Source organism: Pseudomonas sp. P4795, assembly GCF_048822895.1.
Lineage (GTDB): Bacteria > Pseudomonadota > Gammaproteobacteria > Pseudomonadales > Pseudomonadaceae > Aquipseudomonas.
This window is the reverse complement of the sequence record NZ_JBMFBT010000002.1, coordinates 640,248-658,581: the sequence shown is the minus strand read 5'-3', so window position 1 is coordinate 658,581 and position 18,334 is coordinate 640,248. Positions and strand designations below refer to the sequence as shown.

Annotated in this window: 11 protein-coding genes; 2 read left to right on the top strand and 9 right to left on the bottom strand. The window is 60.0% G+C overall.

Annotated features, from left to right (window positions below):
- Positions 1-20 precede the first annotated feature (20 nt).
- Positions 21-950 carry an AraC family transcriptional regulator N-terminal domain-containing protein gene (locus tag ACOI8A_RS07490; protein ID WP_420651205.1) on the bottom strand — a complete coding sequence of 310 codons (930 nt, stop codon included), beginning with the start codon at positions 948-950 and terminating at the stop codon, positions 21-23.
- Positions 951-1,354: 404 nt separating this feature from the next.
- Here ACOI8A_RS07490 and ACOI8A_RS07485 point away from each other — a divergent pair, with 404 nt between their 5' ends.
- Both ACOI8A_RS07485 and ACOI8A_RS07480 read left to right on the top strand, forming a co-directional pair.
- Positions 1,355-1,708 carry an antibiotic biosynthesis monooxygenase family protein gene (locus tag ACOI8A_RS07485; protein WP_420646256.1) on the top strand — a complete coding sequence of 118 codons (354 nt, stop codon included), beginning with the start codon at positions 1,355-1,357 and terminating at the stop codon, positions 1,706-1,708.
- Between the two features lie 44 nt (positions 1,709-1,752).
- Positions 1,753-1,995 (top strand): hypothetical protein, encoded by a 243-nt coding sequence (locus ACOI8A_RS07480; RefSeq protein ID WP_420646257.1) that lies wholly within the window; start codon positions 1,753-1,755, stop codon positions 1,993-1,995.
- 3 nt (positions 1,996-1,998) lie between these two features.
- On the opposite strand, the gene ACOI8A_RS07475 is transcribed toward ACOI8A_RS07480, so the two are convergent.
- From ACOI8A_RS07475 to ACOI8A_RS07440, 8 genes are all read right to left on the bottom strand, one after another.
- Entirely contained in the window at positions 1,999-2,628 is a 630-nt protein-coding gene (locus tag ACOI8A_RS07475; protein ID WP_420646258.1) for a flavin reductase family protein, read from the bottom strand.
- 121 nt (positions 2,629-2,749) lie between these two features.
- A complete protein-coding gene (locus ACOI8A_RS07470) occupies positions 2,750-3,043 on the bottom strand; it encodes a hypothetical protein (protein WP_420651204.1) in 294 nt (97 codons plus the stop codon).
- Between the two features lie 299 nt (positions 3,044-3,342).
- Positions 3,343-4,662, bottom strand: coding sequence for an MFS transporter (locus tag ACOI8A_RS07465; protein WP_420646260.1), 1,320 nt, complete (start codon positions 4,660-4,662; stop codon positions 3,343-3,345).
- A gap of 390 nt (positions 4,663-5,052) precedes the next feature.
- Positions 5,053-6,381 carry a sigma-54-dependent transcriptional regulator gene (locus ACOI8A_RS07460; RefSeq protein WP_420646261.1) on the bottom strand — a complete coding sequence of 443 codons (1,329 nt, stop codon included), beginning with the start codon at positions 6,379-6,381 and terminating at the stop codon, positions 5,053-5,055.
- Positions 6,381-8,141 carry an ATP-binding protein gene (locus ACOI8A_RS07455; protein ID WP_420646262.1) on the bottom strand — a complete coding sequence of 587 codons (1,761 nt, stop codon included), beginning with the start codon at positions 8,139-8,141 and terminating at the stop codon, positions 6,381-6,383. Before ACOI8A_RS07455 ends, ACOI8A_RS07460 begins: the two co-directional genes overlap by 1 nt.
- 68 nt (positions 8,142-8,209) lie before the next feature.
- The gene (locus ACOI8A_RS07450; RefSeq protein ID WP_420646263.1) at positions 8,210-11,047 is read right to left on the bottom strand and encodes an RHS repeat-associated core domain-containing protein; all 2,838 of its coding nucleotides are present in this window, start codon (positions 11,045-11,047) and stop codon (positions 8,210-8,212) included.
- Positions 11,040-13,808, bottom strand: a complete 2,769-nt coding sequence (locus ACOI8A_RS07445) for an RHS repeat domain-containing protein (RefSeq protein ID WP_420646264.1) — start codon at positions 13,806-13,808, stop codon at positions 11,040-11,042. Before ACOI8A_RS07445 ends, ACOI8A_RS07450 begins: the two co-directional genes overlap by 8 nt.
- On the bottom strand, positions 13,805-18,268 hold the full coding sequence (locus ACOI8A_RS07440) for a SpvB/TcaC N-terminal domain-containing protein (RefSeq protein WP_420646265.1): 4,464 nt from the start codon (positions 18,266-18,268) through the stop codon (positions 13,805-13,807). Before ACOI8A_RS07440 ends, ACOI8A_RS07445 begins: the two co-directional genes overlap by 4 nt.
- Positions 18,269-18,334 lie beyond the last annotated feature (66 nt).

The window sequence follows — 18,334 nt, the reverse complement described above, 5'->3', positions numbered from 1 at the left end:
GCTGGGGTGAGGGGGTGCTTTTAGACACTCAACCGCAACCGCGCCAGATCCCGCAGCGGCGGCGCCCCGAACAGCCGGCTATATTCGCGGCTGAACTGCGACGGACTCTCATACCCGACCCGATACCCCGCCGCCGAAGCCTCCAGTCCCTCAGCCAGCATCAAGCGCCGCGCCTCCTGCAAGCGCAGTTGCTTCTGATACTGCAACGGACTCATCGCCGTCATCGCCTTGAAGCGGTGATGCAAGGTCGACACACTCAGATTCACTTCCCTGGCCAAGTCATCAATGCGCAGCGGCTGCTCGAAATTGCCGTTAAGCCATTTGATCGCCTGGCTGATGCGATGGCTCTGACTGTTGGCAATCGCAATCTCATACAAGCGATGCCCCTGTGGACGGCGCAGCAGACGATAGAGAATCTCGCGGCGAATCAGCGGGGCGAGCATGGCGATGTCTTTTGGTGCGTCGAGCAGGCGTGCCAGGCGCAACACCGCGTCAAGCATGGCGCTGTCGATGCGTTCGACATACAAGCCACGCCCGGTCGGCCGGGTCGGCACGCCGAGTGGACCGGCGTCGGCGATCAGCGCGGTAATTTCTGCCGGATCAATGTCCAGGCGGATGGCGAGAATCGGCTCCTCGGGCGAGACATTCACCACCCGCCCGCTGAGCGGCATCGAAACCGAGACCACCAGATAATTCAGCGGATCGTAGTTGAAGAACTCATCGGCCAACCGCACTTCTTTGCGCCCCTGCGCCATGATGCAAAGCGCCGGTTGCGCGAGCACCGAGGCAAAATCATGCGACTGGGTGTGACGCGACATGACCAGCGAATCGATGGCAGTGGCGTAACTGCCATCCTCCGAGGTGTTGCGGCGGATAATCGTCGCCAGTTCTGCGCGCTGCTTTTCCATCTCGGCATCGGGCGGGGCTTGGGAGTGATCGAGTGACGGCATGCACGGCTTCCTCAGGGGAGGTGGAGTGGGGCAGAGCATATGTTTGTGCAAGCCGCAGCGGTAGACACATCCTGCGAGATGCTTGCCTGATTCTGCACGGCCGCCGTTTCCGCCCCGTCACCACTGTCACGTCGCAAACCCTGTAGGAGCTGCCGCAGGCTGCGATCTTTTGATCTTAAAGGCAAAATCAAAAGATCGCAGCCTGCGGCAGCTCCTACACAATGCTCGTATTACAGACGTGTTACCGGAGTTGCAGGATTTGGCAGCGCGTGAAACCACTCTCGCAGGATTGTGCAACGCACCGGCAGGAATCGACTAACGCCGCGTCGTGCCCGGCCCTTAACCTTGGATCCTGTCGCAGCCCGTCCCCCGGCTGCCACGCGACTCCCTGGGAGGGTTGAACAATGTCCAAGCAGATTCCCGTCAGTCATATGGCCTTCGTTCGTGCACGCGCCGGGCGCTCGGCGGAACTCGGTGTGCGCCTCAGCGCGCTGATCGAGCCATCGCGCGCCGCGGCCGGTTGCCTGAGCTTTGCCTTGCAGCATTCGCAGTGCGATTCCGAGTTGTGGCTGGTCTGCGGATTCTGGAGCAACCAGCAAGCGATGACCGCCTACTTCAACAGTCCGGCGATGCAGGTGTTCGGCGAACTGGTGCAAGAGCTGGTGGTTAACAGCCTCGATTTCCACACGTTTAAAGACGTGTCGGCGGCACAGGCACTGGGTCAATGCACGGCAGCGGTACACAAACTCGCCGGTTGAGGGTTTAATGGCCAGCCTATCTGACTGAGCCAGGAACTAAAAACATGGCACGTAAAGAGTTCGAACACTTCGAAGCGGTTTCTGCTGTAGTCCCCGTCGAGCTGGGCGGCAACAAGGGTTACCACGCGGCAATCGCCGTCAAAGCCCTGGTCGATGGCGGCGCACCACGGTTTCACAAACTGTTCGATGATCAGGTGTTCCCCGGTGCCATCGCCGCCGACGAAGCAGCGATCAATCAACTGGACAATCTCAAGGGCGTCACCGAAGACGCCGATCTGATCTGGTAAAGACTATTTCACAGCACCGGGGCGCCACATCTTGAACAGTGCCTCCGGCCCCAGCTGGAAATAATCCGCCGGCCCGCCGCCACGCAGAATCGGTTCTGCGGCGGCGGTGTCGTAGATGCCGTCCTTCAACAGCCACTTGGCGATATGCACGGCGACCACTTCGCCGAGGATCAGCCAGCTCGGCACCGTCTCGCCATCCGCGCGCTGCAACTGAATGATCTGCGTGACCTTGCATTCAAAGGACACCGGGCTTTCGGCGACCCGTGGTACGGCAATCACTTTCGACGCCACCGTGGTCAGCCCCGCCAGTTCAAACTCGTTGACCTCGGGCGCGACCATCGCGCAGCTCTGGTTCATCTGCTCGGCCAGCGGGCGGGTGGCGAGGTTCCAGACGAACTCGCCGGTCTGCTCGATGTTGTTCAGGCTGTCTTTGCGCCCGACACTGGAGAAACCAATGATCGGCGGAATGTAGTTGAACGCGTTGAAAAAGCTGTAGGGCGCCAGGTTTAACCGGCCCTCGGCATCCTGCGAAGAAATCCAGCCGATGGGGCGCGGGCCGACGATCGCGTTGAACGGATCGTGGGGCAGGCCGTGGCCGTTGGCGGGTTCGTAGAAATGGATGTCATCGGGCATGGCGGGTGATCCTGGCGGGCGGTTATAGACGCCCAATAGTGCAAGCGCGGCGCGGCAATTTCCAGTCTCCAGGAACAACTAAGCCCGGCCGAAGCCGGGCTGTGCGCTATGCGTCAGGCGATTAACTGATGGAGGCGGACTGAGTACGATCGTAGCCGTCTTCGGCAACGGTAGCGGAACCGGTGCGGTCATAGCCGTCAGCGGCGAAAGTAGCCGAGTTGGTACGGTCAAAACCATCCTCAGCGACAGTTGCGGAACCGGTGCGGTCGTAGCCATCAGCGGCAACTGTGGCAGAACCGGTGCGGTCATAACCATCAGCGGCGACCGCCGAACCGGTGCGGTCGAAACCGTCGGCAGCGAATGTGTTGGCGGCCAGTACGGACAGGGCGAAGGCGAGGATCAGTTTGGTTTTCATGGTGTGTACTCCGAATGGGTTGGCGTGTGTGTCTTGCATGGGTTTAATGCTACGCCAACTAAATTGATTAAAAAGCGCAAATTAATGTTGATAAGTATCGATTAAGTCGATGTTAAGGGCCGCAGGTTTAAGCTCAATTGGCATTCGGCGGGGCGTTCAACCTTGGTCGATTCAGACAGCTGCAGGATCGCGTCAGCCAATTAACCGGTGATTAATCAAATGACCGCTGATCGGCAGCCAACGAAAAAAGGGGCAGACCTTGCACAGGTCTGCCCCTTTTTCGTAAAGCGAGGAGCGAATCAGTCAGTGACGATTCGCGAGTGTTTCTGCGTGTCTTTCATGGTGATGTACACCAGCAACGACACCGCGATGCACGCGGTCACGTACCAGTAGTAACCGGTTTCCATGCCGATGCTCTTGAACCACAGCGCGATGTATTCGGCGGTGCCGCCGAAGATCGACACGGTCAGTGCGTACGGCAGGCCGACGCCCAGCGCGCGGATCTCGGTCGGGAACAGCTCGGCTTTGACCACGGCGTTGATCGAGGTGTAGCCGCTGACGATGATCAGCGCCGCCATGATCAGGAAGAACGCGCCCCACCAGCTCTGGATGGTGTGCAGGGTCATCAGGATCGGCACGGTGAAAATCGTCCCCAGCACGCCGAAGGCGATCAGGATCGGACGACGACCAATCTTGTCCGACAGGCCACCGATGATCGGTTGCAGGCACATGAACAGGAACAGCGTGGCCGCAGAAATGGTGGTCGAGTCGGAGATGCTCATGCCGACCGTGTTCACCAGGTATTTCTGCATGTAGGTGGTGTAGGTGTAGAACGCCAGCGTACCGCCCATGGTCAGGCCGACCACCGTTGCCAGCTCTTTCGGGTGACGCATCAAGGTGCGCATCGCGCTTTCCTTGGACTTCTCTTTCTTGGTGAACGACTCGGTTTCTTCCATGCCGCGACGCAAGTACAGCGCGACCACTGCGCACAGCGCGCCGATGGCAAACGGAATACGCCAGCCCCACGCGTACAACTGCTCGGTGGTGAGCGTCTGTTGCAGCACGATCAATACGCCAAGCGCTATGAGCTGGCCGGAGATCAGGGTCACGTACTGGAAACTGGAGAAGAAACCGCGACGTTCCTTGGTGGCCATTTCCGACAGATACGTGGCGGAGGTGCCGTACTCGCCGCCGACCGACAGACCTTGCAGCAAACGGGCGAAGATCAGCAGGATCGGTGCGCCGATGCCGATGGTGGCGTAGTTCGGGCTGAGGGCGATGATCAGAGAGCCGAAGCACATCAGATACACCGAAGCCATCAAGGCTTTCTTGCGCCCGACCTTGTCAGCGTACAAGCCCATCAGCCAGCCACCGATCGGACGCATCAAAAAGCCCACGGCGAAGATCGCGGCGGTGTTCATCAATTGTGCGGTGGAGGAACCGGCAGGGAAAAAACTCTTGGCGAAGTACAGCGAGAAGGCGGCGTAGACGTACCAGTCGTACCACTCGACCATGTTGCCGACGGAGCCGCTGAAGATCGATTTGATCCGGCTCGCGGTGGTTCTTTGTTTGACCGGCGCGGCGGCCGACCCAAGCGGCAGGGTATTGGAGTTATCCATTGAAGGATCCTTCGTTTAATTGTTTTTGTGGAGCGCGTTGAAACGCAGCCTGTGGGGGCTGTAGCAGGAGCTGTGCCAACGGGGGGAGGGGCGGTTTAGAGGGGGTAGCGCAAAGAGTTGAGCGGAAATCCGCTTATGAATTAGTAGTGGTGAGCGGAAAATTGCTTATGAGGGCGCAGATCAAGAGCCCCTCACCCTAGCCCTCTCCCGGAGGGAGAGGGGACTGACCGAGGTGTATGGCCTTAAGACATTGACCTGAAAGTTTTGAGTCGAGCTCAGGATCTGAAAAGCATGAAGAACGGCCCCCTTTCCCCCTCGCCCCCCTTGGGGGGAGAGGGTTGGGGTGAGGGGGGAAAAAATTTCAGCCACCCCAAAAATCTCCAGCCGAGCTCAATCAACCAAAAACATCTCCCGACTCAACCCATGCCGCTGCATCTTTTCATTAAACGTCCTGCGCGGCAGTTGCAGTTCTTCAAGCACCGCTTTCACATCACCCTTGTGCCGAGTCAACGCCGCACGCAAACACTGCGCCTCAAACGCTTCCTGCTGCGCCGCCAGCGACTGCCCCGGATCAATCCCCGGCGCCGGTTCATCCAGCCCCAGCACCTGGCGTTCAGCAGCGTTGGCCAACTCGCGCACATTGCCCGGCCAATCATGGCTGAGCAGGTGGCTCAACTGCGCACCACTCAACGGTGGGAAACTGCGTCCCAGGCGTTCGGCTGCATTGCGCGCAAAGGTCTCGAACAACAAAGGAATGTCCTCGCGGCGATCACGCAGCGGCGGCAGTCGCAGTTCGGCAACGTTCAGGCGATACGCCAGATCCTCACGAAAACGCCCGGCCCGCGCCTCGTCCAGCAGATCCGGTTTGGTCGCCGCGACGATGCGCAAGTCCACGCGAATGCTCTGGTTTGAACCGAGGCGCTCCAGCTTCTGCTCCTGCAACACGCGCAGCAGTTTCGCCTGTTGGGCCAGCGGCATGCTTTCGATTTCATCGAGAAACAGCGTGCCGCCGTCGGCGTATTCCAACTTGCCGATGCGCTTGCCGGATGCTCCGGTGAAGGCGCCGCTTTCATGCCCGAACAACTCGGCTTCAAACAGTTGCTCGGGGATCGCCGCGCAGTTCAGCGCCACGAAAGGCTTGTCTGCGCGCGGACCGAAATCGTGCAGACAACGCGCGACCAGTTCCTTGCCACTGCCGGTTTCGCCACGGATCAGCACGTTGACGGGCAGCGACGCCAGATCCAGCACTTGCCGGCGCAAGGTCTGCAAACCGCGCGACACACCGAGCAGCGTTGCATCCAGTTTGGCGCGGTTGTCAGCCTGTTCGTGCAACGCGCGGTTCTCCAACACCAGCCGACGCTTGTCCAGCGCGCGACGCAGGCTGCCGAGCAGGGTCTCGGGGCTGAAGGGTTTTTCCAGAAAATCGTAAGCACCGTCGCGCATCGCTTCGACCGCCATTGGCACATCGCCGTGGCCGGTCAGCAGAATCACTGGCAAGTCAGCATCGCGGCGTTGCACTTCGGCCAGCAACGCCAAGCCACTCAGTCCCGGCATACGCACGTCGCTGACGATCACCCCGGCAAAGTGCGCCGGCAGCGCGGCCAGACATTCTTCGGCACGACTGAACAGTTGCACCTCGAACCCGGACAGGCTCAGCCACTGTTCAACGGCAATGCGGATACTGCTTTCGTCATCGACCACCATCACCGAATTGAGCATCACAGGTGCGCCTCCAGATCGATCGGCAAAGTCAGGCTGAACACCGCGCCACTGGCACCGTTTTCCGCGCTCAGGCGGCCGCCGGATTCATGCACGATGGCGAACGATACCGCCAGTCCCAGGCCCAGACCATCGCCCACCGGTTTGGTGGTGAAGAACGGGTCGAACACTTGGCTCAAATGTTCTTCGGCTATCCCGCCGCCGTTGTCGCTGACGCTCAGGCACCACAATTGTTCATCGGCTTCGAGACGAATTTCCAGACGCTTGCACGGTTTGCCCTGCATCGCATCAAGGGCGTTGCGCAGCAGGTTGATCAGCACTTGCTCCAGACGAATCGCGTCCCCTCGCACCCACGCCGGCCGTGACAGATGCAACACCAGACTGACCTGTTCGTCACGCAGTCGCGCATCGAGCAACTGCAACGCCTGATCGACCACCGTCGCCAGGTCCAGCCGTTCGCGCAAGCCGCTGGGGCTTTTGCGCGCGAAGGTTTTCAGGTGGCCGGTGAGGGCGGCCATGCGCGTGAGCATGTCGTCCACCGGTTTCAACGCCTTGTACGCATCGTCGACGCGGCCGTGATCGAGCAGCAGACGCAGGGTCGCGAGTTGCATGCGCTGGGCTGTCAGTGGCTGATTGATTTCGTGAGCCAGCGCCGCCGACATTTGCCCGAGCGCCGCAAGTTTGGCTGACTGCACCAGACCGTCCTGCGCAGTGCGCAAGTCGCGGGTGCGTTCTTGTACCAGTTGTTCGAGTTCTTCGCGGCTGCGCTGGCGCAGTCTGGCCAGGCGCCAGCGCTGATTGAGGAACAGCAGCAGAAACACCAGCGCCAGCCACACTCCGGCAGCCGCCAACCCGGCGTTGCGCAGGTCTTCGAACGCCACTTGTGGATGTCGCAGCAGATGCAACGTCCAGCCTTCGGCGCTCAGCGGCAGCGATTCCCACAGATAATCCGCCGTGCCTTGCGGGCCTTCGACCCGGCGCAGGTCGCTGTTCTCATCGAAATTACGCACTGGCAAGTAAGTGAGCGGCACCAGCGTTTGTTTGTCGTACTGACGGGTGGTTTTGATTTCCGCGTGATCGCTGGCGCTCAGTGGTCGGAGCAGGCGATAACGCCAGCCGGGCTGATTGGCGATAAAGATGATCCCGCGCGCATCGCTGACCAGCAGGGTGTCGCTGCCCTGACTCCACTCGCGTTCAAGCTCGGGGAATTCCAGCTTGACCACCATCGCGCCGAGGAACTGGTTGTTGTCACCGAGCACCGCGCTGGAAAGGAAATAACCGGGAATGCCGCTGGTCACGCCGACCGCGTAAAAACGCCCCGTGCCTTGAATTCGGGTCTGGCTGAAGTACGGGCGAAAACCGTAATTGTGGCCGACATAACTGCTCGGCAAACGCCAGTTGCTGGCGGCCACCGCGAGGCCGGTGTGATCGAGCAGTTCAAGGGTCGAGGACTGTGCCGCGCCGTTGATTCTTTCCAGTTTCAGATTCAGCGCGGTTTGCTGTTCTGCGCTTACCGGACCTGCCAGCGCCGAACGCAACTGCGGGTCCAGCGCGAGCACGGCGGGCAGGGCGCGGTAGCGGTCGATCAGGGTGTGCAGCGACGTGGCGTACAGTGCCAGTTGTTGATTGGCGCGCGCGGCGTCTTCTTCCAGTGCCTGACGCTCGGCATGGCGAATCGCAAGCGTCGCGGCGAGGGCGGCGCCGGCGATGATCAGCAGGGTGTACAACGACAGACGCAAGGTACGGGAAGTCGCGAGCATTTGAAGTATCAGAGCAGGACGGGGCGAGCACGATAGCACGCACACTCACAGTTCTTGCTACGTGGCGCCTAGCGCACACGTCTGATCAAGGATTGGGTATGCCTCAACTGGGTGATGGTTGTGTCGGTAGCGCGTCTCACCGTTTCACGTGTGTCGCCTGCAGGTGCGCTGAAGATCTGGTTCGTAATCTTGCTGAGTGGCCTGTAAGTGTGGATTGAGTCGCGTCCAGCGGCGGCGAAATTCCGGTCCAGCTCACTGACCGAATCATTAAGCACGCCGATCATTGCCTCGATGTGCGCGTCAGCGTCATTGAGTTTCTTCTCGGTCAGATCGTCGCCCGCACCCGCGATTTCATGGAGTATTTCGACGGTGCCGGTCACGGTGCTCAACACTGCGCCGATTTCGCTGGAAAACGGGGTGTTAGCTGCTTTCATGCCTATGCCAGCTCCCACACTCACCACCTCCTTGCCTCCTTTGAGCCAACCTTTCTTGTTCATTTCAATGACACCCACGACGATTCCCCTGAATTTCTGGTAGGCATACGCGCCATAGTCCATGGACTTGTATTCCCCCCGAGCCACGATACGGCCGGGATCAAGTTTGCCGCTTTTGAACTTGACCGATGCACCTATGCTCGTGCGTTCCAAGGCGAAATCGGTCCCCAGACTCACGCCTTTTTTAACCGCCATTCCGAGAAAAACACCAAACGCGACGCCGACCGGACCTGCTGCGGTCCCCAGTGCTGCTGCACCTAAACCGACGCCAATACCGATTCCGTAGGCAGTGATTTGCGCAGCCAGGTGGCCCCCGGTTCTCAAGGCCGCAGATTTGGCGTGCGCCGAGGCGGATAGATGATTGCCGATCTGCGTCTCCGCTTCTTGAGCGCGGCGCGTGGTCAGTTCAAGGATTTTCGTATGTCGCTCAATTGCCCTGGATAACGTCACGTCCGCCTGACGTCCACGTTTGAAGGTGCCGCTCTGGGTTTGGGGCTGGCCTGCGCCGGTATTTCGGTCGATGAATTCGCCCAATCCTCGCCCGTCAGCGTCGATGTAAATGATGGGATTATTGCCAACAAACGCATACAGATTAGTCCCGTCTATATCCCCTGCCGGATCGGCACTGGTCCAGCGCCCCAGCCATGGCGCGTAGTATCGAGCGCCGTAGTAATACAACCCGCTGACATCCATTTCCTTGCCCGAGTAACGCAGGGTTTTATAGTCGACCTCGACGGCGGAGCGCGCGGTCAGGGACGCGGTGCGGCCGAATGGAAGGTAGACTTCCTCGCTGATCAATTGTGCCTGTGCATCCAGCTCTTTCACCGCCGATCCCAGATGATCGCTCAGCGTATAACGCACTTGATCGGCCGCGATACCCGACGGCTTCCCGCGCGCCCAATGCAGGCAGACCACGTTGCCCATTGTGCTGGCGAGGTTGATGCGATGGAGTTCTTCGCCGTTGTCCCGGGTGCAGATTTCCAGACCCTGCATATACCGCACTTCACTAAAGTGGATGACACTCGGCGTGTGGGTCTCGTGACGTTTATAGACCCGTTCGCCTTGGCTGTAGCGGTAAAACTCCTCGTCGTTCGCGCTGCTTCCGTTGCGATCGACCAAGGTGACGTTTGCCAGTTGACCGCGACTGTCCCAGTGCAATGGCATGCCTGGCTCCAAGGCCAGCATGTCACCGGCGGGGCTGAACAACTGGCTGAGGTCCGGCACCGGGTCTCCGGGTTTCCAGCGCACGCCGCGATTGCTGGCAGGGTCGATGTACATCTGCCGAGTATGGTTGGCGCCATCGCGCGCATGAATGGTCTTGATCAGGTTGTTGCCAGCGTCGTACTCGTAGGTTTCGGTGTAATTTTTTCGGTTATTCGGGTCAGTCGGCGAGGGGCGTCCGGGAGTGTCCGAGTGCGGGGTGTCTGCATGGCCGGTGGCACTGTGCAGGCGGTACAGCGAGTCATAGGTGAACACCCGCTCGCCATCGATGCGCTGATTGGCGAAAAAACGCGCAGTGAAGAGGTGGTCAGTGATGGCGGTAATGTTGCCTACCCGGTCGTAGCGGTATTCGAGATCCTGGTGCATCGTCGCCGGATCCGATTGCGCTATCTGGCGATGCAGGCGTCCGTTGGCCGGTTCGTACAGCCAGCGGCTGAGCACGCCATTGCCGGTCCGTTGCTCGGTGATCTGTCCGCTGGCGTTGTAGTGCGCATGCTCTAGCACCGTTTGCCATCCGGGGGCGCCGGCGAGTTGTAATTTGAGTTGTTGAATTTGTCCGGCAACGTCGTAGGTCGACTGTTGTGTATGGCCGCCGGCATCGAGCTGTTCGAGCATCGCACCGGTGGGGCTGAATGTTCGCTGGCTGACAAAGGCTTTACCGTCGTGGAAGGTGCGTGTGTCGCGCAGTCCGGGACCAGTCAGCGCATAGCTGTGAAAATCGACGCTGCCCGACGGGTCTGTCATTGCGATGATTTTCCCGCGCAGGTTGCCACCAGGGTCGGCCGTTACATCGGCATAGGTCAGGGTTTCAACTGCCGGCAATGCGTTCTCGTCGATACGCACCGGGCGCAACTGATCATCGTAAGTGCTGCGCCAGTGGTTGCCCTGTGCATCCCACCGCTGCCGTTCCTCTCCCGCCACTCCTGGCAGCACCAGACTCGATCCGGCATCGACGCTGTCGGCTTTGAGCGGCGCGCCGCGCAAATCGAAAAGACTCGCGATGTTGGGCACGGACAGACGCGGATCGCGCTGCTCGATCAAGCGCCCGGCCGCATCGTGGCGCAGGCGGCTGACCAGCCCTTGTACGGGATCGCCAGCGACAGTACGCAAATAGGCGACTTGTCTGACCGGCAGGCCCCGGCCGTCAGTGGCCGTGAGCGAGGGCGTGCGGTCATGGGCTGAGCTAGACACGTTTTGTTCCGGTGAGGTATTGGTAAATCCTGGAATGCTTTTGCGGGGGCTTACGTTGCTGCTGCAAATACCGGGCATCAGTAGTACTCGCATCCTTGTAAGCTGCGATAGAAGCCTTGGCCCGGCCGATATTGGCGAGTGTTTCGCGGGTTTGTTGTTGCAGGCCCGACCGGCTGATCGAGGCACTTCCATCCGGGTCCAGAACATCGCTGCCCAGTGCATCGAATGCACTGTCGGCCAAGGCGGAATAATTTTCGACGGCCGCTTGCCAGTCGGCGAGCATTGTCTCGATCTTGCCAATCTTCACTGGGTCGAGCCCGGTCTTGATGTCTTCGGCTTCCACTGCTCGAGCGAACATGGCTAAAGTGGCGGGGATTATTGAAATCCACGACGCCATCACGCGGGTCATAAGAAAATCAGGCATTTGGCGGACCATATCGTCCGAGAAATCCCGCATCGTTCGTCTTTGCTTCCCGGGATCAGTCACACCCAAACCGCGATTTATCTCACTGACCGACATCGCCGAGGTTTGCGGAATCTGCGGGCCGAGAATGACCCCGGTTCTGGAGGCGATTTCGTTTGTGAACGGGTCGATCATTGCGCCTGCGATGTCACCGCCGATGTTGCCCCCAATCAGGCCGCCACTTGTCGCGTAGGGAATAACCGACTGCACGCTCGGAACCACCATGTCCACCAGTCCTCCCCCGAAAACACCGGCTTCGTAGCCAGCAATTCCTTTACCCGTCTCGACCACGAGGTTCGCCGCCAGGTTGCGTTTGATGTTTTTCCGATGACTGATGTTGTGCAGCTGTTGGAGCAAGTGCTCGGAGTGTCCGGCGACAACGGAACTGAAGTCCGAATACTGTCTGATTGCGCTTTCTTCTCGTGAGTGGCCGCCGGAATCCACATAGCGCAGCGGATTGTTACCGACAAACGCATAACGATTCAGCCCGTCCACATCCCCCGCCGGGTCGCTGCTGACCCAGCGCTTCAGCCATGGCGCGTAATAGCGCGCGCCGTAGTAGCACAGCCCGGAGACATCCATTTCCTTGCCTGAATAGCGCTCGAACTTGTAATCCACCTCAATCAGCGAGCGCGCCGCCATCGACGCGGTGTCACCGAACGGGTAGTAGTCTTCCTGGCTGATCATCCGTGCGAGCTGATCCAGCTCCAGCACGCATGAACCCACATGATCCGTCTGGCTGAAGCGCAACTGATCGGCGTCGATGCCAGCGGGTTTCCCTGCCACCCAGTGCAGGCACTTCACATTGCTGACGCCGGTGTTGACGGTGATCAGGTGCAGTTCTTCGCCGTTGTCCTTGGTGCGAATTTCGAGGTTTCCCAGATAACGCGCTTGATGAAAATGGCTGAGTGACGACGTGTGGGTCTCGTGGCGTTTGTAGACCCGTACGCCCTGGCTGTAGCGATACTGTTCGGTGTCGTGCGGCCCGGTATCGTGTTCGGCGAGCGTCACCGATGCCAGCTGGTTTTGCGCGTTCCACTGCAATGGCTGACCGGGATGCAGGACCAGCAGGTTGCCGGCTGGGTCAAACAATGTGTCGAAGTCCGGAGCCGGGTCGCCGGGCTTCCAGCGCACGCCGCGGTTGCTGTCGGGGTCGATGAGCATTTCGCGGGTATGCGAGGCACCGTCGCGCACGTGGGTGAACTTGATCAGGTTGTTGCCGTCATCGTAGGTGTAGGTCCGGACGTAGTTGCGCCGGTCATTGGGGTCGGTCGGCTGCGGTCGCCCCGGGTTGTCTTCCTGCTTTCTGTTTTCGTCACTGCCGCTGGCGTGGCTCAGCCGGTAAAGCGAGTCATAGACAAACGTTCGCTGACCGTCGACTCGCTGGTTGCGGAAAAACTTCGGCGTGAAGGTGTGATCGACAATGCTCTGGATGTTACCCACGGAGTCGTAGGTGTACTCCAGATCCTGAAGCGGCGGATCCGCTGCATTCTGCGCAATTTGCCGGTGCAGACGGCCGTCGGCGGCGTGGTAATGCCAACGGCTGGTCACGCCGTTGCCGGCCAGTTGCTCGGTGATTTTTCCGTCGGCGCCGTACTGCGCGTCATTCAATATCGGTTGCGCCGCCTGACCGCTGAGTTGCAGCTGCACCTGCACCAGTTGCCCGGCGATGTCATGGATCAATTGTTGCCGGTGCCCGCCGGCATCGGTGCTTTCCAGCAGCGCACCGAGGGGGCTGAATAGCTGATGACTGGTGAAGGATTCGCCGTCGTGGAAAGTGCGGGTTTCGCTGCGCGCCTGACCGGACATGGCGAATCCCGTGATCTGGACTTTGCCCGATGAATCCATCACTTCAATCAGTTGCCCACGCCGGTTGTGACCGGCGTCTGCCGTGGCGCTGGCATAGATGAAATTTTCGATGCCCGGCACGCGGTTCTCTTCGACGGCCACCACGCGCAGATGATTATCGTAGCTCATGCGCCGATGAGTAGCGTGCGCGTCCCACGTTTGCAGCCGTTCGGCGGCCAGCCCCGGCAGGCTTGTGCTCTCGCCGGAATCGACGCTGCGAGTTTTCAATGGCTGGCCATTCAGCGTATGCACGGTGGTGGTGTTGGGTCGCGGCAGGCGCGGATCCCGCTGTGCCACAAGCTGGCCGGATGTGTCATGCAGCAGACGGGTGATGAGCGGCCGTACCGCGCCACCAGCGACACTGCGCAGGTATTCGATGTGTCTGACGGGCAGGCCGCGCCCATCTCTGGCATTTACCGAGGGTGTATTCACGTGCACCGAAGTATTCATGGCATGGCCTTCTTCGGTTGTTTCGCAGAGGTGCCAGTCCTGGCAGGTCTGGCCGGTGCCGGGGCAATCGTGTCATCGGTGTCGTTGAAGTCGTAGCTGCAGGTGAACCAGGGATGCAGGATGTCGTAGGCCAGATGCCCCAAGGCGTTGATCGTCTTGATCGGTCGCCCCAATGCGTCGTAGAACAGCTGGTCGTGATAGCCATGCTCGCGCATCGCGCTGTCGCTGATGTAGCGCCAGGTATTCAGGTAATACGCTCGGTAAACCCTGATCGTCTCGCCCTTGTGGTTGTACTCGACGCGCCCGCTGACGCGCCAGCGTGGGTCGGCCGCGGCTTCGATCAGTGTGCCATCCGGGCCAACCTCGAGATTGCCATCGGCCGTGGATACATACGCATCGCCCGCCGGTACCAATTGTTTGCTTTGCAGCTCGCGGCCGAAACCGTCGATATACCTGACAACGATCTGGATCAACTTCTGCGGATCATAGGGGTAGCGGTCGGCCATCAGCACGGCGCTGTGCACCGGCTGGCGTGCTGCGGTGTGGATCAGTTTAAGCAGGGTCTGTTCGCTGGCGGTGCGTTTTTTCAGTTTGCTCAGGTCGCGCAGGGCCGCAGCACGGACGTGGCCGCTGGGCAGTATCCAGCCCTTGGCGATCCATTGTTTGCGTTTGAGTCGCAGTGCCGCAGGAGGCAAAGACGCCATCCAGCTGAACAGTTCTGTGCGCACTGCACTGGCGGCGGACGCCACCACCCGTTCTGGATTGGCGATGGCGTAGGCCACGCTCAGATCGGTTTGTGGCGGGTAAAGGGTCAGCGGATCGAAACCGGCAGGCACTCCTTGTTCTGTGCCGTAAAAGCTGAGAACTGTGGGCTGACCGCCCGCATCGTAACGCGCCTCCTGAATATTCTCGTTGGGATCCCTGATCCTCACCGGCAAGAGGGTGTGCGGGTCGTACGTGATGTTGGTCACGCAGCCATCCGGCTGGGTGATGGCAATGGTGTGCAGGTGGTTGGCGTCGCGGGTTATTTCGGTCACGCCATGGCTGGCAGTGGGTTGCGCAGTGAGGGGCTGAAAGAAGCCCGCGGCATCGGCGAAAGTGAAAAAACCGCTCTGGGCCGACCACAGGTTTTCCAGAGGGTCTTGCAGCGGATCCTCCGGGAAAAACAGCTTCATCGGCTGGTATCCGATTGCTCTCAATTCTTCACGAATGACAATTGGCGGTTTGACCGAGCCGTAGGCCGCAAGCGCTTTTTCATCGAACACCGCCCGCTCTGTCGGGCCTGGCTGCGGCGGATACAGTTGTGTGCCGTCGGGGGCTTTCAGATACGTTTGCCGAGACAGTGCGGTCAGTTCGCGCAGCGCTGTCCATTCGGGGCTGGCGTGATGAGCGGCAAATTGTTCACAGCTGATCTGGTCCGGGGTCAGTCCACCGGGCAGCAAACCCTCGGGCATGATCCACGCATTGCCGCGCTGCCGCGAAGGCAGTCCGAGATGCCAGCGGGTCGGGTCAGTCTGGTGAATGAAATCAGCGAGCGTTTCTGTCAGGTAAAAGACTTCTTGCTGCGGGTCGAAGCTGTCTGCCCAGGCTTGTTTTTGATCTTCCTCTTCGAATGGGTCCTTGGCGCTGCGACGGCGTGGACAATCGACGGTGATGCTGTGCTCAGGCATCCCGAACTGATCCCACCCAAGATTGACCACGTGCCGGCAACTCGGGTCATCCATGAAGCGTTCGTATTGGTGACTGCGGGTTTCCTGTTCCAGCACCAGCAGGCTGGATGGAGTGTCGACGACTTGCCGAACCCGGTAGCGATGCTCGGTCAACGAGAACAGACGAGCCGGCGCCGGGTCATCGGCCTGGGTCACTTCGCTGCGCAGTGCCCTCCCCGCGAGGGCGTTGGCGATTTCGGCCTCATCGGCGACGGCCCGCTTGTGAATGCGCTCTGCGCCGCGTTTGGCATCGAACGCGGTAATGACGGTTGGACCGAGGGGGGAGATCTCATTGTCGAGGTCGCAAGTGTCCTTCAAGTCCTGATCAACGAATTGACCGACATGGAACCAGTTTTTTACCCGCATCGGGGCGGTATGGCCGCTCGCGGCCTTGCCCGGTTCCAGTTCACTGTCGGTCTGATAGACCCGCGCAAACCCGCGGAACTCTCGCTCGAGCCCGTCGTAATAGCCCTGAAAATACTCGAACGACTGCATCAGGTAATTGCCGGTAATTTCATCCTCCTGACGCAACCATTCGAGCACCATCTGCGAGAACGGCAGATAACACACGGGATGTCTGCGTGCGACCAGTTCCTGGCGTTTTTCATCCAGCCAGTACTGCGCGCTACTGCGGTATTGCAGCCTGGCGTTGTAGCCCATGTTGTTATTGCTGCCGATAAGCATGTAAGGACGGTTGCTGACGAAGTGATACACCCAGTGCTGCGGCTTCATGTGCGGCACGGTCAGCAGCAGGCTGGCGCAGCCCAGCCCTCGCAGATCGGCGAAGGTCACCTGGCAGAGATTGTCGTAGCGAACGCCGGCAGGCCATGCCACCCGGATCGGCGTCGGCGCCAGTCGATTGCCGCCATGGTTGAGCCATATCTCGAAATAGTCCGAGGACAGATAAATAAACGCGGGGGCACCGGAGCCGTCGATATCGGCGACCCGCACCCGTTCGGCATCGAATTCTTCATACCCGAAAGGCAAGTCGCTCAGCTTGAAACCCGTTTCAAACCGGCCATGGCCGAGGCTGGGCCAGCATCTGATTTCATCGTGACGGATGCGGCACAGCTCCGTGCCGCTGGCCCCCAGTCCGCTGAACATCACCAGTTCGTTGCGGGCGTCGCTGAACAGCGGCAGTCTGTCCGGGCCATGGGGTTGATTCTTGCCGGCAGCAAAGCCTTGCTCGCGCAGGTTGGCGTACACCCGCACGCTGTTCGGGCCGACCATCGCAACCGATTGCAGGCCGTCGCCGATCAAGTCCCCGAGTTGCGCCAAATGATGAAAGAACTCGACCGGAAATTGCGCAAACGGCTTGAACAGCGACCAACTGCCATCCGGGTTGAGGGTGTAATAACCGCTTAGCCCCGGTTGCGCGACAATCCAGTCCAGGCGCCCGTCGCCGGTCAGATCGGTGAGGACCTGCACCACCGGTTGGCTGCTGTCCGCATTCGGAATCAGCGGCAACAAGGCCCACGGGCCATAAATGACTTCATCAGTGCCGGGCGTGCCGCGCAAGGGTTCGCGGTAGTACCACGCGCCGTCGTACTGACAGAGGAATCCGGGCAAGCCTTCGCCTTTCAGGTCAACGCAGTGGTAAGGCTGGCCGTCGTTGAGACCGGGCATGTTATCGAGTTGCAAGAACGGCTGCGGCTGTGTGTCGAGCGCCGCGTCTTGATAGAACAACTCGATCGGTGGTGTGTGCTTGACCAGACCCGTTGCGTCGTAACTCATGGAGTGCGCCGCTTTCAACTGGCTGTACTGCTGCGGTGTTTCTTCGTGCTCCAGCAACAGACGGTTGACCAGCACCTTGGCGGTCCCGACGTTGTTGAACAGCAGGAACTGTTTGCAAAGGCGTCGGGTAGCAAGTTCGAAGCCATAGCGGTACATGCGAAAAGGGTCGGAGCGCACCGTCCAGGCGAATTCGTCGGCGGCATAGGCCGGAATATCGGTGAGCCCGCCGGCGCGTTCGCCGTAATCGACGATCAGCCGGAACAGCCAGTCGAGTAATTGCGGTTGCGCATGATCAAAGCAGTACAGGTCAGTACTGGCGGTTTTGTTGCAGTAGCACACTTGCTGCAGATAACGCTGGGCCTGGTAATCAAAATGGCGGTCAGCGACTTGGTCATCGCGCTTGTACTGATAGAAGACGTTTTCGCCCAGCGGGTTTCTGATTTCCGTCAGCAACCACTCGGCGATGTGGGTCGGCTCCTTGGGGTCGTAGATGCACGCATCATCGTTGTAGCCGTAGCAATAGCGCGTACCGTCGGCGCCGTAGACGATCCAGAACGGTTTGCCGACGTCGGGGGTCCACAGTTCGTAACGGTCGAACGACGTTTCCTGACGCGGAATGTAATTCACGATCGAAAATTTTCTGGCTTGTCGGCCTTTGCCGCGGGTTCGCCGGGTCGACTTGATCTTGCCGCGCGTGGTCACTTCGGGATGTAGATCGGTGCCACCAGCCTGCATGACGTCGTCCGCCAAGTATTGCGGCACACCTTTGCTGGTCTTGCGAATGATGGCGCCCGGATTGATCTGCCAGCTGAGGCCGCATTTGCCGTTGCCCGAACTGCCGTCATAGACCAGATCCAGTGCCGGCTTGAGCGATCGCGCATCGAGGAACGGCACCGGTATGGCGTATGACCGCCCGCCCGTCACGCCTATTTCTCCCCAACTGCGTCCACCCGTAGTCGTCGACGCAGATTTGGCGATGGACGGTGGGGTGATCAGCGCATCTGCATCAAGGGACATGGCAACGCAACCAGTGAATGCCGAGGTTGCACGCTAGCAGACTGCGTATAGCGCGACACCTGTCAG